Source organism: Rhodococcus sp. NPDC003383, assembly GCF_053589115.1.
Genome location: NZ_JBSFRG010000005.1, coordinates 238727 through 260878 on the forward strand (window position 1 = coordinate 238727; position 22152 = coordinate 260878).

Annotated in this window: 19 protein-coding genes and 3 pseudogenes; 8 read left to right on the forward strand and 14 right to left on the reverse strand. The window is 69.9% G+C overall.

Going from position 1 to position 22152, the window contains the following annotated elements; genetic code table 11:
• Positions 1-65 precede the first annotated feature (65 nt).
• Positions 66-317 (forward strand): mycoredoxin Mrx1, encoded by a 252-nt coding sequence (gene mrx1, locus ACWDTS_RS07335; protein ID WP_450110725.1) that lies wholly within the window; start codon positions 66-68, stop codon positions 315-317.
• Between the two features lie 94 nt (positions 318-411).
• On the opposite strand, the gene nudC is transcribed toward mrx1, so the two are convergent.
• Complete coding sequence (gene nudC / locus ACWDTS_RS07340) at positions 412-1311, reverse strand: NAD(+) diphosphatase (RefSeq protein ID WP_450110724.1); 900 nt, start codon at positions 1309-1311, stop codon at positions 412-414.
• 34 nt (positions 1312-1345) lie between these two features.
• On the reverse strand, positions 1346-2413 hold the full coding sequence (locus tag ACWDTS_RS07345; RefSeq protein ID WP_450110723.1) for a potassium channel family protein: 1068 nt from the start codon (positions 2411-2413) through the stop codon (positions 1346-1348).
• Between the two features lie 93 nt (positions 2414-2506).
• Here ACWDTS_RS07345 and ACWDTS_RS07350 point away from each other — a divergent pair, with 93 nt between their 5' ends.
• Complete coding sequence (locus ACWDTS_RS07350) at positions 2507-2917, forward strand: DoxX family protein (RefSeq protein WP_450117878.1); 411 nt, start codon at positions 2507-2509, stop codon at positions 2915-2917.
• Here the strand turns inward: ACWDTS_RS07350 and ACWDTS_RS07355 are convergent.
• From ACWDTS_RS07355 to ACWDTS_RS07365, 3 genes and pseudogenes are all read right to left on the reverse strand, one after another.
• Positions 2896-3750 (reverse strand): ABC transporter permease, encoded by an 855-nt coding sequence (locus ACWDTS_RS07355; protein WP_450117879.1) that lies wholly within the window; start codon positions 3748-3750, stop codon positions 2896-2898. The two genes, ACWDTS_RS07350 and ACWDTS_RS07355, sit on opposite strands and share 22 nt — an antisense overlap.
• Before the next feature lie 17 nt (positions 3751-3767).
• Positions 3768-4508 (reverse strand): annotated as a pseudogene (locus ACWDTS_RS07360) (ABC transporter ATP-binding protein); the annotation flags it as partial.
• Between the two features lie 49 nt (positions 4509-4557).
• On the reverse strand, positions 4558-5076 hold the full coding sequence (locus tag ACWDTS_RS07365) for an EXLDI protein (protein WP_197254298.1): 519 nt from the start codon (positions 5074-5076) through the stop codon (positions 4558-4560).
• Between the two features lie 114 nt (positions 5077-5190).
• Here ACWDTS_RS07365 and ACWDTS_RS07370 point away from each other — a divergent pair, with 114 nt between their 5' ends.
• Both ACWDTS_RS07370 and ACWDTS_RS07375 read left to right on the forward strand, forming a co-directional pair.
• Positions 5191-5394 carry a hypothetical protein gene (locus tag ACWDTS_RS07370; protein ID WP_450117888.1) on the forward strand — a complete coding sequence of 68 codons (204 nt, stop codon included), beginning with the start codon at positions 5191-5193 and terminating at the stop codon, positions 5392-5394.
• Positions 5379-5441: pseudogene (locus ACWDTS_RS07375) on the forward strand (hypothetical protein); the annotation flags it as partial. The gene ACWDTS_RS07370 and the pseudogene ACWDTS_RS07375, both read left to right, overlap by 16 nt.
• Positions 5442-5601: 160 nt before the next feature.
• Here ACWDTS_RS07375 and ACWDTS_RS07380 read toward each other — a convergent pair.
• From ACWDTS_RS07380 to ACWDTS_RS07410, 7 genes are all read right to left on the reverse strand, one after another.
• Positions 5602-9003 (reverse strand): ATP-dependent helicase, encoded by a 3402-nt coding sequence (locus ACWDTS_RS07380; protein WP_450117880.1) that lies wholly within the window; start codon positions 9001-9003, stop codon positions 5602-5604.
• Positions 9000-12332, reverse strand: a complete 3333-nt coding sequence (locus ACWDTS_RS07385) for an ATP-dependent helicase (protein WP_450110721.1) — start codon at positions 12330-12332, stop codon at positions 9000-9002. The genes ACWDTS_RS07380 and ACWDTS_RS07385 overlap by 4 nt, the downstream gene beginning before the upstream one ends.
• 104 nt (positions 12333-12436) lie before the next feature.
• Positions 12437-13243: an ATP-binding cassette domain-containing protein gene (locus ACWDTS_RS07390; protein WP_450110720.1), complete on the reverse strand. Its 807-nt coding sequence runs from the start codon at positions 13241-13243 to the stop codon at positions 12437-12439.
• Entirely contained in the window at positions 13240-14289 is a 1050-nt protein-coding gene (locus ACWDTS_RS07395; protein ID WP_450110719.1) for an ABC transporter ATP-binding protein, read from the reverse strand. The genes ACWDTS_RS07390 and ACWDTS_RS07395 overlap by 4 nt, the downstream gene beginning before the upstream one ends.
• Positions 14276-15166 carry an ABC transporter permease gene (locus ACWDTS_RS07400; RefSeq protein ID WP_450110718.1) on the reverse strand — a complete coding sequence of 297 codons (891 nt, stop codon included), beginning with the start codon at positions 15164-15166 and terminating at the stop codon, positions 14276-14278. The genes ACWDTS_RS07395 and ACWDTS_RS07400 overlap by 14 nt, the downstream gene beginning before the upstream one ends.
• Positions 15163-16104 (reverse strand): ABC transporter permease, encoded by a 942-nt coding sequence (locus ACWDTS_RS07405; protein WP_450110717.1) that lies wholly within the window; start codon positions 16102-16104, stop codon positions 15163-15165. The genes ACWDTS_RS07400 and ACWDTS_RS07405 overlap by 4 nt, the downstream gene beginning before the upstream one ends.
• Positions 16105-16148: 44 nt before the next feature.
• On the reverse strand, positions 16149-17723 hold the full coding sequence (locus ACWDTS_RS07410; protein ID WP_450110716.1) for an ABC transporter substrate-binding protein: 1575 nt from the start codon (positions 17721-17723) through the stop codon (positions 16149-16151).
• A gap of 724 nt (positions 17724-18447) precedes the next feature.
• Here ACWDTS_RS07410 and ACWDTS_RS07415 point away from each other — a divergent pair.
• The 3 genes from ACWDTS_RS07415 (at position 18448) to ACWDTS_RS07425 (ending at position 20378) form a co-directional block, all read left to right on the forward strand.
• A complete protein-coding gene (locus ACWDTS_RS07415; protein WP_450110715.1) occupies positions 18448-19185 on the forward strand; it encodes an IclR family transcriptional regulator in 738 nt (245 codons plus the stop codon).
• A 107-nt stretch (positions 19186-19292) separates the two neighbouring features.
• Positions 19293-20081: an alpha/beta fold hydrolase gene (locus ACWDTS_RS07420; protein WP_450110714.1), complete on the forward strand. Its 789-nt coding sequence runs from the start codon at positions 19293-19295 to the stop codon at positions 20079-20081.
• On the forward strand, positions 20082-20378 hold the full coding sequence (locus ACWDTS_RS07425) for an MGMT family protein (protein WP_450110713.1): 297 nt from the start codon (positions 20082-20084) through the stop codon (positions 20376-20378). It begins immediately after the preceding gene.
• Between the two features lie 7 nt (positions 20379-20385).
• Here the strand turns inward: ACWDTS_RS07425 and ACWDTS_RS07430 are convergent, their stop codons facing one another.
• Both ACWDTS_RS07430 and ACWDTS_RS07435 read right to left on the reverse strand, forming a co-directional pair.
• The gene (locus ACWDTS_RS07430; protein WP_450110748.1) at positions 20386-20979 is read right to left on the reverse strand and encodes a DedA family protein; all 594 of its coding nucleotides are present in this window, start codon (positions 20977-20979) and stop codon (positions 20386-20388) included.
• Positions 20980-21078: 99 nt separating this feature from the next.
• Positions 21079-21219 carry a hypothetical protein gene (locus ACWDTS_RS07435; protein ID WP_450110712.1) on the reverse strand — a complete coding sequence of 47 codons (141 nt, stop codon included), beginning with the start codon at positions 21217-21219 and terminating at the stop codon, positions 21079-21081.
• Positions 21220-21513: 294 nt separating this feature from the next.
• On the opposite strand from ACWDTS_RS07435, the pseudogene ACWDTS_RS07440 reads away from it, so the two are divergent.
• Positions 21514-22152 (forward strand): annotated as a pseudogene (locus tag ACWDTS_RS07440) (transposase); the annotation flags it as partial.

Genomic DNA, 22152 nt, shown 5'->3' on the forward strand with positions numbered 1-22152 from the left:
TGGCGCAGAACACATTCGGCACCCCGTCGGGAACAGATCCGCCTCGATGTGGTGTTCTCGCCAGCATGACGATCGAAACCCCCGCCCTCACGATGTACTCGACCACCTGGTGTGGCTACTGCCGCCGTCTGAAGACGCAGCTCGATGCGAACGGCATCGCGTACACCGAGATCGACATCGAGGCCGATCCGGCCGCCGCGGAGTTCGTCGGCAGCGTCAACGGGGGCAACCACGTCGTCCCGACCGTGAAGTATGCGGACGGCAGCACCGCCACCAACCCGTCGCTGGTCGAGGTCAAGGCCGCGCTCGGCCTGTAGCTTCTGTTCGTATCCGCTCGGTCGCCAGTCATCCGCCGACGCAATCGTCAGAGTGGACGACTGACGGCCGAGCGGATCCTGTAGGTCGGCGAACTCAGGCGTTCGCCCAGCCTTCGAGCATGCCGCGCGCGATCGAGATCGACCCGGGCAGCAGCAGCGGCGCGTCCTCGGGCGACGCCCAATCCCCGACCTCGAGGGCCGCGCGGACCTGTTCGCGGGTGAACCAGAACGCCTCGGCGATCTCCCCGTCCTGGAACTCGAACGGCTGGTCCGGGTCGGCGACCGCGGCGAACCCGAGCATCACCGACCGCGGGAACGGCCACGGCTGGCTGCCCAGGTAGCGGACGTCACGCACGTCGAGTCCGACCTCTTCTCGGATCTCCCGGACCACGCAGGATTCGAGGGATTCGCCGGCCTCTACGAATCCGGCGAGCACCGAGAAGCGTCGCTCCGGCCAGGTCGGTTGCCGGGCGAGGAGCACGCGGTCGCCGTCGTCGTGCACGAGACAGATGATTGCGGGGTCGGTGCGCGGGAACTCCTCGTGACCGGTGACGGTGCTGATGCGCGACCATCCCGACATCGTCGGTTCGGTCACGGATCCGTCGATCGCGCTGTACCCGGCCTGGTCGTGCCAGTTGAGCAGCGCGACTGCGCTGACCATCAGGTCCGCGTCGGCACTGTCGAGACGCTCCCCCAGCCGACGCAGGTCGGCGACCTTCCCGGTCTGCGCGAGCACGCGGACGGCCCAGATGTGCCGGTCCTCGCGCACCCCCAGGAACACCGCGCCCGGTTGCGGTTCGGGCCCGAGTTCGACGGCCTTGCCGAACACGATCTGGTCGCCGTCCACCGGCACCTGACCACGACGGTCGACGCGCAGCAGCCGGGCCTGCGCCCAGCCCGCGCGCAACGCCTCGGCGTCGGAGCGCAATTCCTCGGCACGGTCGACGACGGTGCGGGAGAGCAACGGGGTGCCGGACAGTTCGAAACGGGTCACGCCCTGCACCTTATCCGCGCCTCGCGCCGGCGGATCAGGCAGACACCCGGCGGATGTAGAGCAGTTTGTCGTTCGCCTCGACCGCATCGACCTCCGGGGCGCCGATGCGCAGCAGGCGGCCGTCGCGGACGACGCCGAGCACGATGTCGGACAGGTGCCGCGGCGATCCGCCGACCTCGCCCGGTTCGACGTCGCGCTCGGCGATCGCGAACCCGGCCTCCGGGGTCAGCAGATCCTCGATCATCTCCACGACATTCGGGGTGGTCGTCGCGATGCCGAGCAACCGTCCCGCGGTTTCCGACGAGATGACCACCGAGTCCGCGCCGGACTGGCGCAGCAGATGGGTGTTCTCGGATTCGCGGATCGCGGCGACGATCTTCGCCTTCGGCGCGATCTCGCGGGCGCTGAGTGTCACCAGCACGGCGGTGTCGTCGCGGTTCGCGGCGACGATGACCGCCGACGCGTGCTGCACCCCGGCCAGGCGCAGCACATCCGACTTCGTCGCCGACCCCTGCACCGTCACCAGCCCCTGCCCGGCCGCCGTCTCCAGCACCACCGGGTCCATGTCGACGACCACGATGTCCGACGGTGAAATGCCGTCACCGAGCATGGCGTCGACAGCAGTACGGCCCTTGGTGCCGTAGCCGATGACGACGGTGTGATTACGCACTTTGCGCCTCCAACGCTGAATCTTGAATGCCTGGCGGGAATTCTCGGTGAGCGCCGACAGGGTCGTACCGACCAGGACGATGAGGAAAAAGATCCGCAGCGGGGTGATCACCAGGACGTTGATCAGCCGCGCTTCCGGTGTAAACGGGGTGACGTCGCCGTATCCGGTCGTGGAGAGCGAGACCGTCGCGTAGTAGATGCAGTCGAGCAGGGACATCTCGTTGTCCTGCACGTCGCGGTACCCGTCGCGGTCGATGTAGACGACGAGAACCGCCAGCGCCAGTGCGGCGAGCGCGTACCCGATCCTCCGGGCGATCGCCACGCCGGGGCTCTGCTGTTCCTGCGGCACACGCAGGACGCCCACCAGCGCGAAATCCGGGCGCTCGGTGAGCTGATCGGAGCGGCTGAACCGCGCGCGCAACCTGCCGGGCATTGCGTGGACTCCACCTCTTCGTCGTAGGTTGCCCGCACCGGAACGTGCAGACATCGCGTCGCAGCCTACGCTCAGAGGGCTACCGTGGCTCACATGTCCACGCAACCGGCCCGCGCGCCCGCCCTGCGGCTCGCCGCGCTGCTGCTCGGCTCCGGAACACTGCACTTCGTTCGCCCGCAACCGTTCGATCGGATCGTGCCCAGGGCGTTGCCGGGCGAGGCCCGTGGCTACACCTACGCGTCGGGTGCGGCGGAACTGGCCGTCGGTATCGCACTGGTGGTTCCGCGCACGCGCCGGCTCGGGGGTGCCCTCGCCGCGGTGCTGTTCGTCGCGGTGTTTCCCGCCAACATTCAGATGGCCGTGTCGTGGCTGCGCAGCGACCGACTCTCGCCCGCGGCAAAGGCAGCCGCGGTCGCGCGACTGCCCTTGCAGATTCCGTTGGTCACCGAGGCCGTGACGGTGTGGCGACGCTCGCCCCGCACTCAGACGCGGGGCCGGCGGTAAGCGGCCCGCGCCCACAGCCAGCCGGCGAGGGTCAGGCCCACACACCACGCGACGGCGATCCCGGCGGTCGCCGCCTCCGGGCCGGTGCCGGCGAGGAGTCCACGGACGGTCTCGATGATCGGTGTGAAGGGCTGGTATTCGGCGAACACGCGCACCGCGGTGGGCATGGTCTCGACCGGCACGAACCCACTACCCAAGAACGGCAGGAGCAGCAGGATCATCGGGGTGTTCGACGCCGACTCGACGCTGCGCGCGGCCACGCCCATCGCGACCGACAGCGAGGTGAGCGCGAGCGCGACCAGAGCCAGGAAACCCACCAGCGCAAGCCATTCGGCAGCATCTGCGCCCGGGCGGAATCCCAGGGCGACGGCCACACCGAGCACCGCCGCGATGGCCGGCATGGTTTGCACGACGGCCGCCCCGGCATGGCCGCCGAGTACCGACACGGGTGCGACGGGCATGGTGCGCAACCGCGTGACGATGCCCCCGGTCATGTCCATCGCGACGCCGATCGCGGTGGACTGCGCGACGGCCGCCGCGGTCATCACGAGCATGGTCGGCGTGAGGTACTCGAGGTAGGCGGCACGACCCCCGGCTCCCGGTGAAACACCTTCGGCGACACCTGCTCCGAAGGCGCCACCGAAGACGAAGACGAACAGCAGCAACAGCACGACCGGCATTCCGACGACGGTCACGGTCAGCGACGGGTAGCGGACCAGGCGCAGCAGGCCGCGCCTGGTCATCGTCATCAGATCGCGGATGGCGCGGGTCAGGCCGGACGGGCCCGCCGGAACGAGCGCGGGAGCGAATGCGGTGGCGTCGGCGGCGGTCATCACGCCACCTCCTTCGTGTCGGTCGGTGCAGTCAGGGTGAGGAAGACGTCGTCGAGCGAACCGGCGTCGTGAGCGGCCTTGAGTCCGGCCGGGGTGTCGTGGGCGACGAGGCGGCCGCCGTGCAGGACGGCGACGCGGTCGGCGAGATGGTCCGCCTCGTCGAGATATTGGGTGCTCAGCAGCACACTCGTGCCGCCGTCGACCAGGGTCCGCACCTGGTCCCAGAGGTCGCGGCGGGCACGCGGATCCAGGCCCGTGGTGGGTTCGTCGAGGAAGACCACCTGCGGATCGCCGACGAGGGTCATGGCTAGGTCGAGCTTGCGCTGCATGCCGCCGGACAGCTGCTGCGCCTGCTGGCGCGCAGCCTCGGCGAGGCCGAATCGGTCGAGCAGATCCGCGATGCGGCTGAGGCTTTCGGATCGGGGCAGGTGGAACAGATCGGCCATGAGCCGCAGATTCTCGGTGGCGGTCAGCAGCGGATCGACCGCCGACAGCTGACCGGTCACCCCGATCAGCCTCCGCACGATGTCCGGTTCACGGGCGACGTCGTGGCCCAGAACCCGCGCGGTGCCGCCGTCGGCGGGAAGCAGCGTGGACAGGATCGAGACGGTCGTGGTCTTGCCGGCGCCGTTGGGCCCGAGCAGCGCCGTGACGGTACCGGCCGGCACCGTCAGGTCGAGGCCGTCGAGCACGGTCCGGTCGCCGTACTGTTTGCGGAGCCCGGCGATCTCGATCGCCGGGGCAGGGTGGGTGGACATGAACACTCCTCGCGGTGGGACCGGGTGCCCCCGGGCACCGCCGGGAGCGTCAGATGTCGAGGTCCTCGACCTCGGGTTCGGTGGCATTGACCTCCACCAGAGCGGCCAGCTCGGCGGGGACCTCCGCCCGCAGGTCCTCGAAGGTGTCGTAGACCTCGAGGATCGCGGCCGCGGGGGTTTCCCCCCACTGCTGGTCGGTCGCGAAATGCTTGCGCCAGCCGGTCAGCTGGCCGTCCTTGCCGGCGGTGTGCACGAAGCCCTTCGGCCGGGAGACGTGGACGGCGAGTTTGCCGGTGCGCGTTCGATACACGCGGTAGTGCTCGGTCCCGGTGGCGGTGGATCGGTTCCAGTCGGCCAGCAGTACTCCCTGGAACCGCTGCAGTTTCCCGGCGCCGACACCGACCCGGACGGTGATCTCCTCGAAGCCTTCCAGACGCCCTTCCTCGACCTCGACGAGGCGGTGCAGAGCCTTGGAGATCGCCGCGGAGAGATTGCCCCCGGTGAGTTCCTGGGCGCGCTGGAACACCGGCAGGTCGGCATCGGAGACGTAGATCGTCTTGTTCGGCATGAGGCCATCGTAACCATGGCACGAGTATACGTATATGTCTACGTATATCAATACCGCCGGTTTCGGCACATTCACGTCCGACGGGAATCGCCGGCCGTCGGTCACCATTCACATGTGGATCCCGTTTTCGAACGTGCCGACTTCGACGATTCGAGCCTGGCGCTCTTCCTACAGGCGCACTTGGACGACATCGCCCCCACCGCACCGGCGGAAAGTCGACACGCCCTCGATCTGTCGGAGCTCCGGAACCCGGCCGCATGCGCACCGCTCCCCACCTACGAGGACGAGGAATTGCACGCGCCCTGCTCGAGCACCTGATTCAGGAGGCCGAAGGCCGAGGGGTTACACGGCTCTCGTTGGAGACCGGCTCGATGGAATTCTTCGCACCGGCGCGTCGTCTGTATGCCGGAGCCGGTTTCGTCGAGTGTCCACCGTTCGGCGACTACCTCGACGATCCGAACAGCATCTTCATGACGCTGTCGCTCGCCCGACAATGCCGGCCGGCACCGGCGGAAGCGGACCCTGCTACGAAAGCTCCTGTGGCGCTTCGCCTTCGAGTGGCGGATCCGGTTCACCGACCGCCCCGGCCGAGCGGATCAGCTGCTCGAGCTCCCCGGCGCCCGGCAGATCGGCCGGCGCGACCGTGCGGCCGGTGCGCACGTAGTGGAACGCGGCCCGCACCCGGTCGAGCGGCAGCTCGGCGGGCCGGCCGGTGTGCCGCGCGGTACGGGCGGCCATGAGCTGCGCCCACGCGAGCCGGTAGGCGGCGAGCTGCATCGCCACCGACTTCAGCTTCTCGTCGGTCGGCTCGGCACCGGTCTTCCAGTCGATGACGGTCCAGCCGCCGTCTGGATCCTCGAACACCGCGTCGATGCGGCCGCGGATCACGGTGCCGCCGATCGACGTCTCGAACGGCACCTCCACCTCGACCGGGCTGCGCTGCGCCCACGGCGACCGCAGGAACGCCTCCTGCAACCGGTCGAAGTCGGTTTCGTCGCCGTCCTCGTCGTCGGCGCCGGGCAGTTCGTCGAGATCGAGCAACCGCGTCGCGCCGTACCGACGCTCGAGCCACGCGTGGAAGGCGGTGCCGCGGCGGGCCAGCGGGTTGGGACGGAACGGCAGCGGCCGCCGCAGCCGGGCCGCGAGGGCGTCCGGGTCGGTGGCGAGGTCGACGAGCTGACTGACCGACATCTGCGCGGGCAGCACCACCTCGGCGGCGCTCTCGGCGCGGCGTTCCCGTTCGGCGAGCAACGCGTCGACGTCGGCGGCCCACTCGTCGGGATCGTCCTCGAAGCTCGCCGGGGGTGGCGGTTCGGGTGCGTCGAGCGCCGCGAGGACCAGCGCCGCCCCGCGTTCGACGTCGGCCCGGCGGGCACCGAGCGGGTCGCGCGGCCACGGTGCCGTGCGCGGGGTCGCGGTCAGCGGGTTCTCGGTGCCGGCTTCCGGTGCGGGCGCCCAGGTCTCGATCACCCCGAGGTCCGGCTGCGCCTCCACGAGGTCGTGGAGTTCGGTCAGGAACGGCGACGGGCCCTTCGGTTCGCTTCCGGACTCGGCCCAGTGGTGGCCCGAGACGAACAGGGCCCGTTCGGTGCGGGTCAGCGCGACATAGAACAGGCGGCGGTCCTCGTCGAGCTTGCGCTGCTTGAGCGCGTCCTTGTGCGCGGAGATCGTGTTCTCGAGGACCTTGCGGTCGTAGACCTCGTCGAGGTGGAGTTGCGGGACCCCCTCCGTCGCAGTGCCGTCCGCGAAGATCTCGGAGCGGTCGCCGCGCAACTGCGGCGGTAGTTCCGTGACCGAGCCGAGCCACGTCGCCGCCGCGGTCGACGACGGGAAGACCCCGGCGCTGACGTGCGGCACGGCGACGACCTCCCATTCGAGGCCCTTGGCCGAATGCACCGTGAGAACCTGCACGCAGTTCGGGTCGACCTCCACCTCACCGGGTGCGAGGCCCTGCTCGATCTGTTCGGCGGCGGCGAGATAGGCGAGCAGCCCGGGAAGCGTGGCGTTGCCACGTCCGGCGTATCCGGCGACGACGTCGGCGAACGCGTCGAGGTGCTCGCGCCCGGTGACGCTGCCGCGGGTGTCGACACGGGCCTGCGCTTCGATACCGATGCCCAATACCCGTTCGACCTCGGCGACCAGTTCGGTCAGCGGCTGCCCGAGCCGTTCGCGCAGCGACGCCAGTTCCTTCGCGAGCGCGGTGATGCGGGCATACCCGAACTCCGAATAGTTCTGCGCTGCACCGGGATCGGAGATCGCGTCGGCGAGCCCGGCCTGTTCGGCCTGCTCGCCGGGAAGAGCGGCGTCGAGTGCGTCGTCGAGGGCCGCGGTGTCGTCGACCGCCCCGGTCACCGCGTACCGACCGCCGATCGCCAGCTCTCGGGCCCGCTGCCACAGCGCCGTCAGGTCGGCGGCACCGAGCTGCCAGCGGGCACCGGTCAGCACCCGCACCGCGGAGCTGCCGGCCATCGGGTCGGCCGCCAGCCGCAGCATCGCGATGACGTCGGCGACCTCCGGGGTGTGCAGCAGACCCCCGAGGCCGACGACCTCGACGGGAAGCCCCCGGGCCCGCAGCGCCTCCGCGATGGGCGCGGCATCGGCGTTGCGACGGACCAGCACGGCAGCGGTCGGCGGCTTGTCGCGACCGTCCGCGGTGTATTCGGCGGCGATCCGGTCGGCGATCCAGTTCCGTTCGGTCTCGATGTCGGGATGCAGCGCCAGCCGCACGTCACCGGGGTCGGCGCCCGGCCGCGGGCGCAGCGTGCTGACCTCGACGCCGCCGTATCGCAGCGGTTCGGTCACGTGGTTGGCCAGGGCCAGCGCTTCCGCGGGATTGCGCCAGCTGGTGAGCAGTTCGAGGATCGGCGCGGGCCGTCCCTGCACCGGGAAGTCGGCGGTGAACCGCGGCAGGTTGGCGGCGGAGGCACCGCGCCAACCGTAGATGGACTGCATGGGATCGCCGACCGCGGTCACGGCGAGATCCGGATCCTGGCCGCCACCGAACAACGACGACAACAGGATTCGCTGGGCGTGCCCGGTGTCCTGGTACTCGTCGAGCAGCACCACCCGGAATCGTTCGCGTTCGGTGCGGCCCACCTCCGGGTGGTCCTGCGCGACCCTCGCCGCGAGCGACATCTGGCTGCCGAAATCGAGTGCGCCCTCACGCCGCAGCGTCTCCGCAAGCCGCTGCACCAGGGGCAGCAACGCGATCCGGTCGTGCTGGGTCTCGAGGTAGCCGAGCAACGCCTTCGACGGTCCACCGCGCTGCCCCGGCCCCGCCGGCAACGTGTGGATCAGCTTGTCGAGCTCGGTGTGGGCCTCACGCAGGTCGTCGGGTTCGACGAGGTGCTCGGCGAGCTGACCGGACAGCGCGAGCACGGCCTCGGTGACGGCCGCGGGGTTGCGGTCGGTGTCGAGGTCACCGTCCCATGCGCTGACGACCCGGTACGCGATCTGCCACAGCTCGGTTTCCGACAGCAGCGTCGCCGACGGCTCGATCGGCAACAGCAACCCGTGCTCGCCGAGCAGGCGTCCCGCGTACGCGTGGTAGGTGCTCACCTCCGGTTCGCTACCGAGAATGCGGCTGCGCAGCTCACCGCTGGGGTCCAGGTCGCGCACCAGCCGCGAGCCGGCGAGTTTCGCGAGGCGCGTGCGGATGCGGGTGGTCAGCTGCTGGGCCGCCTTGCGGGTGAACGTCAGGCCCAGCACCTGTTCGGGGGCGACGAATCCGTTCGCGACCAGCCACACCACGCGCGCGGCCATCGTTTCGGTCTTGCCGGCACCGGCTCCCGCGACGACGAGGGTCGGCCCGCGGTGCGCTTCGATGACCGCGACCTGCTCGTCGGTGGGCGGGAACTTCTGCCCCACCGCGGCGGCCAGTTCGACCGCCCCGACGGTGCGCCCCCGCAGATCCCGAGGCGTGCTCATCCGCCGGTCACCTGCCTGCCTTCGTCGTGCGCGGGGCAGCTCGACATCACCGGGCAGTGCCGGCATCCGTCGTTGACCTGCGCGAGGAACTGCGGGCCGCGGGTGGCCGCCGCGGCCTCGTGGATCACCGTGCGCCAACGCTCGAGCCCCTCCGCGTCCAGCGGTGGCTGCACCCGCTGGGTGGCGCCCTCCTTGTTGTGCGGCTTGGCCACGAACACCAGCCGCGCGCCGCCGGGTTCGGACGCCGGCTGCCCCTCGATCGCCCCGGCCGCGGCCGCGACCTGATAGGCGGCGAGCTGCGCGTGGTCACGGGCGGCGTCCTTGGTCACCGGGTTCTTGGCGGTCTTGACGTCGACGACGACGGGCCGTCCGTCCGGGTCGCGTTCGAGGCGGTCGATGCGGCCGCGGAGCCGGACCCGCGGCAGGTCGTCGGACGGCGGTTCGAGGATGCCGTCGACACCGACCTCGACGCCGACCTCGGTCAGCTCGTCGCGGGTGCCGCGCAGCCACGTCGTGAACGTGTCGAGCATCGTGCGGGTCCGCTCCAGCTCGCGGCGTGCGTACCACTGGGAACCGAGATCGACCGAGTCCCAGGCACGTTCGAGGGCGCGGTCCACCTGGTCGGGTGGGATCCGTCCGGCGAGCGCCTGCACCAGGGTGTGCACGAGCGTTCCCGCGACCGCGTGGCTGTTCTGGCCGTCGGTGCCGCCGTGCCGTTCGAACATCCACCGCAGCGGACACGTGGTGAGCTGCTCGATCGTGGACGGCGACAGCGGAACCGCCTCGGTTTCGGGATCCCACAGCGGCCGGTCGGTACTGGGGTCGGCGGTGCCGTACCAACGATCCGGATGCGCGCCGCGCACCCCCGCCCGGGCGAGCCGGGCCAGTTGCGCCGCGGCCCGTCGTTGCCGTTCCGGGTCGTGCGCGGCGACCACCGGATCGCACACCACGCTGCGCAGTTCGGCGACGAGCGCCGGCAACGCGAGCACCCGGATCCGGGCCTCGTCGGGGAGCCCGTCCGGTTCGAGCGCCTCGTCGTCGGTGTCCGTGTCGTCACCGTCCCGGCCGAGCAGTTCGTCGACGAACCGCGACCGCACCAGGTCCGTATCCGCGGAGGCCGCGTCGACTGCGGTGACGAGCAGCCGACGGCGGGCGCGGCTGCACGCGACGAGGAACAACCGGCGCTCGTCGGCGAGCAGCGGCGCGGTCCGCGACAGCCGGGTGGTGCCGTCGGCTCCCCCGTCGACCCCGGAGACCGCGTCGAGGAGCGCCTCGATCCCGAGCAGGGTGCCGCGCGCCCGCAGGCTCGGCCACAGACCTTCCTGGACTCCGGCGACCGCGACGACGTCCCATTCGCGGCCGACCGCCGAGTGCGCGCTGACCACTGTGACCGCTTCGGATTCGGCGGTGGCGCGGTTGCGGACCGTGCCCGGGATCTCCTGCTCGCTGAGGTAGTCGACGAACCCGGCGATGTGGGCGCGCGGCAGCCGGTCGACGTAGTCGGCGGCGGCGTCGAACAGCGCGACGATCCCGTCGAGATCCCGGTCAGCCTGCGCCCCGGCCGGTCCGCCGCGCGCGGACGCCGCCGCCCACTTGCGTTCGAGGCCGGTGGCCTGCCATGCCTCCCAGAGCACGTCCTCGACACCGCCACCGCGGTTCATCGCGGCGCGGGCCTTGCCGAGCACCGCGAGCGCGCCCTTCAGCGGCGCCGCTTCGACCTCGGTGAGCCCGCGCATCAGGTGCGCGGTGGTCTCGGCGTCCTCCCCGTCGACGAGCAGCGCACGCAGCAGTTCCGCGGAGTCGCGGTCTCCCCCGGCGGCGAGCTCGACGCGCCGCAGGCCCCGGCGCAGTCGCCGCAGGGTCACCGGTTCGGCGCCGCCGACCGGACCGGACAGCAACGCCAGGGCTTCCTCGCCGCCGAACCGCCGGCCCGACAGCGCCCGCAGCACCAGCAGCAGGCCGGCGACGCTGTGCTGACGGGCCAGTGGCAGTTCGGAGGCCGCGGTCGTCATGGGGACACCCGCCGCGAGCAGGGCGCGGCGCAGCGGCGCGAGGACCCGCGGCACCGAGCGCACCACGATGGCCATACGCGACCAGGGCACCTCGTCGATGAGGTGTGCGCGGCGCAGGGTGTCGGCGATCAGGGCCGCTTCCTTCGCTTGCGTCGACAACACCCGCACCCGGACCCGACCGGCTTCGGCTTCACCGGCGACCGCGGCGGCCCCGCGATGCGGCTGCAGGCCCGGCAGCCGCCGCGCGATCGAATCGGTGACCGCAGCGATGTCGGCGGCCGCGCGATGGTTGGCGGCGAGGACGATGCGCCGCTCGGGATCCGCCTCGGCCAGTTCGGTGAGGAACCTGCTGTCCGCGCCGCGGAAGGTGAACACCATCTGGTCGGGGTCGCCCGCGACGGTGGCGGTGCGGGTGCCGACGCCGATGGCCTTGATCAATTGTGCCGACTGCGGATCCAGGTGCTGGGCGTCGTCGACGAGCAGGTGCCGGATGCGGCTGCGCTCGGACGCGAGCAGATCCGGGTCGGTGGCGAACGCGGCGAGGGCGGCACCGACGAGTTCGGCGGCGTCGAGTGCCGGGGCCGTGGCCTCGGGGGCTTCGAGACCGACCGCGCCGCGCAGCAGCATCACCTGCTCGTAGCGGGCCGCGAACAGGCCCGCCGCGACCCATTCGGGCCGGTCGCGTTCCTCGCCGAGCGCGACGAGGTCCTCCGGTCCGAGACCGCGTTCGTTGGCACGCAGCATCAGGTCGCGCAGCTCGACCGCGAAACCGGTCATCCCCAGCGCGGGCCGCAGCCGCTCGGGCCACATGCCGGCACCGTCGTCGATGTCGCCGCGCAGCAGTTCGCGCAGCACCGCGTCCTGCTCGGCACCGGTGATCAGCCGCGGCGGCGGATTGCCGTGCCTCGACGCCTGCAGCCGCAGCACCGCGAAGGCGTAAGAGTGCACGGTCCGGACGAGCGGCTCCCGGGTGGCGCGGGCACCGGTGACGTTCCCCTCGCGCAGCAGGCCCGCGGTGATCTCCTCGCGCACCGCCGTTGCGGCGCGCCGCGAATGGGTGAGCACCAGCACCGATTCCGGTTCGGCTCCGGCCGCGATCCGGGAGACGGCCAGGTCGACGAGCAGCGACGTCTTGCCGGTGCCGGGACCGCCGAGAATCTGCCAGGGCCGCCAGCGCGGCAGCGGCGGGGCGTCCGCGAACACCTTCCGCACGTCGTCGGGCCATTCGCGGCGCGGTGGGGCGGTGTCCGGTCGCTGCACCAGCCGCGCGGCCGGACGGCGCGTCCGGTCGGGCATGCGGGTGTCGGCTGCGGTCATGACTGTCATCCCATCAGACGGGTCCGACATTTCCGGGCCCGCCCCAGCGGCGACCGACGCGCTCGGTCCGTTCGATCACGCAACGTGCGTGGTCGGCCCCGGGCTCACGTCGCGCGCACCGACCGGGGAACGGGGACGGGTATCGCATCGAGCAACTGTCGCGTGTACTCCTCCGCCGGATCCCGGTAGACCTGCTCGACGGTGCCGGATTCGACGACCGTCCCCGACCGCATCACCACGACCCGGTCTGCGATGACCTCGATGAGCGCGAGATCGTGGCACACGAACACGTAGGCGAGTCCGAGTTCTTCCTGCAGATCACGGAGCAAATTGAGTACCTGGGCGCGAACCGACACATCGAGCGCCGCAACGGGTTCGTCGCACACGATCATCCTCGGCTCGAGGGTCAGCGCGCGGGCGATCGCGACACGCTGCAACTGGCCACCCGACAGTTCGGCGGGATATCGGCCCAGGTAGCGGGAACCGATTCCGACCCTGTCGAGCAGTTCCTCGGCGCGACGACGACGCGACTCCCGATCCATGTCGGAGTGCACGACGAGCGGTTCGACGACGGCGTCGCGCACCGTCATCCGCGGGTCCAAGGAGCTGTGCGGGTCCTGGAAGATCATCTGCATGCCGCGACGTAGTTGCCGCAGCCGGGACGGTGACGCAGCGAGAACATCCTCGCCGTCGAACACCACACTGCCCGAATCGGGTTCGATCAGACGCAGCACCATCCGGCCCACCGTCGACTTGCCCGCGCCCGATTCGCCGACGACCGCCAGGCACTCGCCGGCTTCGAGGGTGAACGAGACGTCCGCGACCGCGTGGGTCCATCCGGTGCGGCGCCCCAGCAGGTCCCGTCCGGTGGGAAACGACTTGGTGAGGTTCCGCACTTCGAGCAGGCTCATGATTCCGTCACTCCTCGCAACTCCAGGTCTGCCACTCTCGAGCAGCGGGCCGCACGGCCCTCGGTGGTCGCGGCCAGTGGTGGGTGGGTGCGGTCGCACAGGCCCGCAACGGCGTGCCCGCAGCGGTCGTGGAAGTGGCAGCCGACCGGCCACTCCCCGGCCGGCGGGATCCGGCCTGGAATGGCGGTGAGCCGGCGGCCGGCACCGGGACGGGGAATCGACCCGAGCAACCCCGACGTGTACGGGTGCTGCGGTGCTGCGAAGACACCGTCGACGGGGCCGTCCTCGATGACCTCCCCCGCGTACATGACGACGACCCGCTCGCACAGTTCCGCGACGACACCGAGGTCGTGGGTGACGAACAGCAGCGCCACACCGGTCTGTTCCTGCAGGTCGCGCAGCAACTGCAGGATGGTGGCCTGCACGGTCACGTCGAGCGCGGTGGTGGGTTCGTCGGCGATGAGCAGCCGAGGACTGCACGCCATCACCATCGCGATCATCACGCGCTGACACATGCCCCCGCTGAACGCGTGCGGATACTCGTTCACACGGTCCGCGGCACGCGGGATCTGCACCATGTCGAGCATCTCGACGGCGCGGTCCATCGCTGATTTGCGGTCGAGACCGAGATGTCTCCGCACGGATTCGGCGATCTGGTCGCCCACGGTGTACGCCGGGTTGAGGCTGCGGATGGGCTGCTGGAAGATCATGCCCATCCCGGTGCCGCGCAACGCTCGCCACTCGGACGGCGGTGCACCCACGAGCTCATGCCCGTCGAATTGGACACTGCCACGAGCGATCCGGCCACCTGTGTCGCCGGTCAGTCCCATCACCGCAAGCGACGACACGGTCTTGCCGGATCCGGATTCGCCGACGAGTGCCACGGATTCACCTGCGGCGACATCGAAGGACACGTCCTGCACGGCAGTCACCCAGTTCTTGCGTCCCGACCGGAATTCGACGGTGAGGTCGCGGACCCGCACCAGCGGTGTCGTCGATTCCCCGGGCTTCTCGCCGAGTCGGATGAGGGTGTCAGTTTCCGGCATTGCGGCTCCTCGTCAGGGCGCGGCGTACACCGTCACCGAGGTAGGTGAAGGCAAGCACGGTCAGGAAGATCATCACACCGGGCGGCCACACCAGATAGGGCGCGAGCGCCATGTTCGAGGCAGCGGTGCTGAGCATCGCACCCCAGCTCGCGGCCGGCGGCGGAGCGCCCAGCCCCAGGAAACTCAGGCTGGCCTCGGCGGCCACCGCCGTCCCGAGCGACACGGAGATCACCAGCACGATCGGTGGCATCACGTTCGGCAGGATGTGTCGCCCGATGGTGCGGAATGTGCTGCATCCCAGCGCAACCGACGCCTCGATGTAGGTGTCTCCGCGTACGTCCATCGTCGAGGCCCGCGCCACCCGGAAGAAGCGCGGCGCCATCACCAGACCGACCGCGAGCATGGCGTTGGTGATCCCGGAGCCGAGAACCGCGACGATGGTGATCGCCAGCACCAGCGACGGCGCACTCATCAATGCGTCCATGATCCGGGTGAGAACGGTGTCGGCCCACCCGCCGCGGTATCCGGCGATCACGCCCAGCGGAAGCCCCAGGACGAGCGCGAGCGCGACCGCTTGCAGGGATGCTTGCAGCGAGATTCGGGTTCCGAAAATGATGCGGCTCAACACATCGCGACCGTAGTCGTCGGTTCCGAGGAGATGCGCCGACGACGGCGGCTGCAGGCGGTCGACGACCGCTTGGGTGTACGGATCGTAGGGCGCGAGAATCGGCGCGCAGATCGCGACGACGACGAGCAGCAGCACGAAGGCGCCGGCAACGACGGCCGCGGGCTGGTTCTTCACGAAAGCTGCTGCGCGCTGCGCGATCCCGGGAGCGGCGTCGGACGTCGTGACGGTGTCCGCGAGTGTGGTGGTCATGCGCGCACCTTCGGATTGAAGTAGCCGTACGAGATATCGACGAGCAGGTTCACCAGCACGACGACACATGTGGTGAACAGGACGAACCCGAGAAGGACCGGCACGTCGTGGTTCTGGACGCTGTTGACCGCGAGGCTGCCCATGCCCGGCATGCTGTAGATGATCTCGATGGTCACTGCACCACCGAGAACCTCGGCGACACGGAAGCCGAGCACCGTGACGACCGGGATGCACGCGTTCTTCAGGCCGTGCTTGAGGACGATGCTCGCGGGCGACAATCCCCTGGCCTTGGCGTTGAGAATGTAGTCACCGGCCATCACCTGCCCGAGCGCCGACCGCAACTGCACCGTCACTTCCGCCGCCGGCAGCAGAGCGAGCGCGATGCCGGGCAGCACCAGATGCTGGAACCACGGCACTACGCCTTCGGACAACGGCGCGTATCCGAACGCCGGGAAGATCTGGTTCGACACCGCGAACACCGACACGAGCACGAGCCCGAACCAGAACGCAGGGATCGCGATGGCGACGGATGCGACGACGTTGATCACGCGGTCGAGCAGGCCGCCGGGGCGCAACGACGCGAGCACCCCGAGCACCACGCCGATGATCACGGCCAGCACCATCGCGAATGCCACCAACGACAGCGTCGTCGCCATCCGGCGCAGCAGCAGGTCGCTCACCGACTGGTCGGACAGCAGCGACGTCCCCAGGTCACCCCGCAGAACCCCGCCCAGCCAGTCCAGGTAGCGCACGAACACGTTCTGATCGAGCATCAGCGTCGAACGCAGTTCGTCGAGCCGGTCCGGAGTGGGGTTCTCGCCGGCGAGGATCACCGCCGGATCCCCCGGCGCCAGATCGATCAACAGGAATATCAGCAACGGCACGACCAGCAGCAACGGAATCGCTGCGAGCAGGCGACGCCCGGCGTACAGCAACATCGTCTTCCTCCCGCATGTATCGGAGTGTCGACGTGGGTGGTCGGCTAGCCGACCATCCCCACGTGACGCACGTCGAAGATGCCCAGGTCGACCCACGGCATGTCGTCGAGGCCGGTGACCTTGCCGTTGGAGACGGAGGCGTTGGTCTGGTTGCAGATCGGCACGAACATCGCCTCCTTCAGCGTGAGATCCCAGATCTGCCGGTACAGCGGCGCCCGTTCGTCCGGCGTCAGCGCCGGGTCGGCAGCCTTCTCGGCGAGTTCGGCGATCTGCGGGTTGCCGTTGCCCAGGTCGTAGGGACCGGTGACGAACTGGTTGACGGTGTCGGCCGGATCGACCTTGGGGCTGAAGCTGTTCGCCACCATCGACTGGAAGTCACCGGCGATGTAGCGGGGTTCGTTCTGCACATTCGGCACGGGATTCAGTTCCGCGGTGATTCCCGCCTCCGCGAGCTGCGACTGCAGCACGTTCGCAGACTTCTCGGTGTTGGTGCCTGCCGCGAACGTCAACGTGACGGTCGGTCCGCCCGCCGCCTCGGCGAGACTGCGCGCCCTGTCCACGTCGTACTCGTACGGATACCGGTACGACTCGTCGACGGACCAACTCCCCGACGGGTACAGCTGCCGGTTCGGGGTGCACGTCCCGGAGAACAGCGCATCGATTGCTGCGGGATCGATCGCGGTCGCCACCGCCTGCCGGGCTTCCGGCTTCGCGAGGTCGCCCTGGGGCCGCATGTACAGCCCGAGCACGTTCCGGAACTTCACCTCGTCGACGTCGAACGAACCCGATGCACCGAGGTTCTGGGCTTCGACGACCTCGTTGGCCGAGCTGACCCACGTCAGGTCGGTGGCTCCGGTCTTCATGCCGTTGAGCCGGGTGCTGGCGTCGGAGATGGCCTCGAACCGGATCGATGCGACCTTGCCGGCCTCGGGATCCCAGTTCGTTCCCTCGGCGCGGACCAGCGTCAAGGATTCCTCGGGTACGTAGGAGTCGACGAGATAGGCTCCGGACCCGGCGTCGCCCGGCGCCGTCCGCAGGTCGGCTCCGGATGCGATGGCTTTGGGGCTGACCATCATCCCCACGTTCGTGGTGAACGTTCCGGGCAGCTGCACGCCGCTGCCCGGTGCGAGCATCAGACGAACCGTGTGCGCATCGACGATCTCGACGCCGGTGACGTCGGCGAGCGCCGACACGACCGTGCTGCCGGCCATGGTTTTTCCGCGTTCGATGTTCGCTGCGACGGCCGCGGCATCGAAGGGTGTGCCGTCGTGGAAAGTGACGTCGGTGCGCAGCCTCAGCTCGAGATACTTGCCGTCCGAAGCGAACTCCCACGACTCGGCAAGTGCCGGTTGCAGGTTCCCGTCACCGTCCACGACCATGAGCCGGTCGTAGACGGGCGTGATGTAGCCCCATCCGCCGTAACTGGTCTGCAGATACGGGTCGAGATTGCGGGTGGGGGCGCTGGCCGTGATGCGCAGCACCGCAGCCGGATCGAGTTCACCCGTCGGGCCACCCGCCGACGTCGAGGAGGTTCCACCGCCACCACAGGCCGCCAGGACAGCGGAAACCGAAGCTGCGACGGCGATCGTCCGCGCGGTGCGAACCCATGTGTTTTTCATCCTGTGTCCTCCTGGATATCGACAGCGGCCGAACTCGACCACGCAGTCACGCGTGTCGCGGGGAAGAATCGGCCGAGCGCGCACCCGGTAGCCGCACGATCGGACAGATTTCCGATCTCGGATACCGTAGAGATGCGCTCGAAAGTGAAGCGGCAGGAAGGTTTCCACCTCGCCTGTCACTGGGGACGACCATAGCAGCAACAGCGGCCGATTGTGCAACAGCACACACTGTCGGGATCGGGTGCGCCGCACCGTCCCTGCCACCGCCTCACGGCAGCGGCGAACGCCCGAAAGACGCACATCCCACGGATGTGCGTCTTACCGGAATGGTTGTTGTAGAACGGTTTACATCAGGTCACGCGACCGCCTTCCCGAATCTGCCGCGTTATCACGAGATGGGGCGCGACCACATCGACACGGATCCCGAGGGGACCCACCTCCGCGGAGAGTGACCGCGCGGGTCAGGCGCATCACGTGCACGCAGTCGACCTCGTGAGGGCCGTCGCACGCGTCGGCTCCGCCGGTGCCGCCGGCCACCACGGCGCGGCGGCCCACGAGCATTGCGCCCGGACTCGTGCACAGGGGATCAGACATACCTCGGATTACAACCACGCCGGAACCACATTCGAAACCACCGTTTCCGGTAGCCGGAAGTATCGGCACGCGCATGAGGCGGTTCTGTTACCCATGTGCCTACCCATGTGCCGGGAAGGAGTGGGATCGGATGGAAGGGCCAACCGGAACTCTGCAGCGTGCAGCGGTGATCCTCGATGCGCTCGAGAACGTCGGTCAGATGAACCTGTCCCAGGTCGCAGCGGCCACGGGGCTGCCACGCACATCCGTGCACCGCGCATTGGAGCAGCTCGTCGCGCTGCGTTGGGTGTCCCGCGACGGCATGGACTACCGGCTGGGCCTGCGCATGATCGTGCTGGGTGCCGCCGCCGCGCACCAGGACGAGCTACGTCGCGCCGCACTGCCCACTCTGCAGTGGCTGCATCGTGTCAGCGGCTGCGTCGTGCACCTCGGAATTCGCGACGGCACCGAAGCCGTCCATCTGGAGACGATCGGCGGTGAGTTCGCCCCGAGCGTGTGGTCCCGCATCGGCAACCGGCTGCCGCTGGCGACGTCGACTATCGGCAAGGCACTGCTCTCCGTCGACCCCGCGTCCCCGGCGGATTCACCGGAGATCACGCGGGTCCGCGAGCTGCGCATGGTCGCGGAGATGGACCGGTACGCGAAGGGGTTCGGTTGCGTGGCCGTGCCGATCGGCCGGATCGGCCGGTCCGGTTCGGCGGCGCTGTCGGTGTCCGGCCCGACGTCGCGGGTCCGTGATCGGCGGCTGCTGTCCTCGGCACAGACCGCGGCGGCGGAGATCCTGCGGCGCATCGACCCGGTCCGACTGGGCACGGCAGGCGGGTTCACCCGTAAACACAGTGACGGCGTCGACCCCGTTCCCTTGTGACGGACCGCGCCCCCTTGTGACGGACAGAGCCCGTCGTCGCTGCCGGGCACCGGCGCACCACGGCGCTCACCGGCTTCCCCGGACGTCGCTCTGCGATAGTGATCGACGTGAACACGCCTCCGTCACCGCTGCACACCCACCTGTTCGGACCTGCGGGCGGCCCGCAGATCCTGGCCCTGCACGGGTTGACCGGGCACGGCCGCCGGTGGGAACACATCGCGACCCGGCATCTGCCGGAGGCCCGGTTCGTCGCGCCGGATCTGCGCGGGCACGGCCGTTCGCCGTGGACGCCGCCGTGGAATTTCGAGACGCACGTGCAGGACCTGCTCGGAGTGCTCGACGCGCACACCACCGAACCGGTGCTCGTCGTCGGGCATTCGTTCGGCGGTGCCCTCGCGGTACATCTCGCGGCCACCGCGCCCGAGCGGGTGCGCGGGCTGCTGCTGCTGGACCCGGCGATCGGGCTGCCGCCCGACCGCATGCAGGAGATCGCCGATCTCACGGTCCGCTACCCCGACTACACCGACGCCGCGGAGGCCCGTTCCGAGAAGGTACACGGCTCGTGGGGTGACGTCGCCGAGGAACTGCTCGACGCCGAGATCGCGGAGCACCTCGTCGAGCTGGAGTCCGGGCGGGTGAACTGGCGCCTGTTCGTGCCGGCGCTGGTGACGTCCTGGAGCGAACTGGCCCGCGACTTCGTGCTCCCGCCCGCGCACATCCCGACCACGGTGGTGCGCGCGGCGAAGGTGCAGCCGCCGTACGTCACCGACGAGTTCCGCGCGGCGCTCGCCGAACGTCTCGGGGCGAACCTGACCGAACTCGAGATGGACTGCGACCACATGATCGACCAGGCACGGCCCGAGGAGACCGCTGCCCTGATCCGCAGGATGCTGTAGATGGCCGCGACCACCGACGCCCAGATCGAACGGGTCCGGGAACTGGTCGCGTCGATTCCCGCGGGCAAGGTCGCGACGTACGGCGACATCGCCGACGCCGCCGGCCTGTCGAGCCCGCGCACGGTGGGGTGGATCATGCGCACCGACAGCGCCGACCTGCCGTGGCACCGGGTGCTGCCGGCGTCCGGGAAACCGGCCGCGCATCTGGCTCACCGTCAGCTGGCGCGGCTCGCCCTGGAGGGCACACCGATCCGCGGGGACCGGGTCGATCTCGCGGCGGCCCGGCACCGGTTCTGAGTCCCGTTCATTCTTCGGCAGCGCGGTCAGGGGTGCGCCGCCGCCGGATCCGGCGGATCGCGAGGACAGCGACCACGACGACGGCCGCGACGATCACGATGCGCTGGAATCCCGACGCGTACGGCTCGATCCGCGACCAGTTGTTTCCCAGCTGGTATCCGGCCAGCACGAACACCGCATTCCAGATCGCGCTTCCGGCGGCGGTGAGAACCGCGAACCGCCACACCGGCATCCGGGTGATCCCGGCGGGAATCGAGACGAGGCTGCGGAACAGCGGGATCATCCGGCCGAAGAACACCGACTTGCCGCCGTGCCGGTGGAACCAGTCCGTCGTCCGGTCGAGATCGGCGACGTCGACCAGCGGCATCCGGTCCACGATCCGCCGGATCCGCTCCTGTCCGACCGCCCGTCCGATCGCATACAACCCCAGCGCGCCGAGCAGGGATCCGAGGGTCGTCCAGAACAGCGCCGACGCCAGCGTGAAACTGCCGAGTCCGGCCGCGAACCCCGCGAGTGGCAGGATCACCTCGCTGGGCAGCGGTGGGAAGAAGTTCTCGAGCGCGATCGCCAGGCCGGCGCCGAGGCCGCCGAGCCGATCCATCAGCGACAACGCCCATCCTGCGAGTCCGTCGGTGGGAACGTTCGATCCGGGCGGTACGGCGGCGATGACGGTCGGGCTCACCACCCCACCCTAGGCCGGTCAGTCCGGCTCGGCGGCCAGGTCTCTCAGCAGGTCCCGGGTGCGCCGCAACGAGGCGCGCGGATCGTCCCCGACCGGAAACGGTGCCGCCCACACGTCGGTCGCGCCGGCGGCGACCAGCGACCGTAACTGTGCCCGCACCGACGTCTCGTCCCCGACGACCGCGACATCGGCAGGCTCACAACAGTCGACGAGAAATCCGATACTCCGTCATACTCTCCGATTCTTCCTGCTGCCTTGCTGCGTGTCCCGGAGGAGCGGGATCGGCACGCACCGCAGGGCCGGTCACCGCGGCGGCACACACCCCGACCCGGTCGTGACGCGGACCGAACCGAATCTGTCGGTGCCCGACGATACGGTCGGAGCCGCAGTCGAGCACGACGAGATGTTCCCGGCAGGAACCGATCGACGACGACACAGGGCGGGGGTGAACGGATGAGCAACACCGCACCGATCGGCCGGCGCCCGTTCGCGTTCACCACCCGCCCGTACGCGGCGGTCGACGACAGCACCGGCGAGCAGATCGGACTCGACGACCTCGATATTCGCATCGCATGGCTGCTCGACCTGATCACCGGCGCCGAAACCGAACTGCTCACCCGACTGTGGCAGCCGAGCACCTTCGACACCCTGGCCGCCGGCCGTGACCGCGACGGCCGGGCACTGCCGAGGCACGGGCACGTCGCGGCGGCGCGTCTGGGCTGGACCCCGATCTATCCCGACGGGGTGTACGTGCCGTCGCGGGTGACGCGGGTGGTCACCGCCCACGCCACCGCGACCCTGCGGACCCTGGCGTATCGGGATGCGGCGATCGCGGCGCTGTCGGCCCGGTTCGATCCCGCTACCGGACGCATCGCCGCACCAAAGTGTGCTGCGGAGTACGTGCCGGCGGGGTTCGCGCGGGGTGTGCGCCGGCAACTGCTCGCCCGGACCCGCCGGAGCGGTGAAACGGACTCGGGGGCCGTGCAGTCCCCCCGGGTGCGGATCACCGACCTGCAAACCCCACCGCAGGTAAGTCCGATGGCCCGGCTCTCGGCCGCCGACACCCAACTCGCCCGGCTCACCGTCACCGGC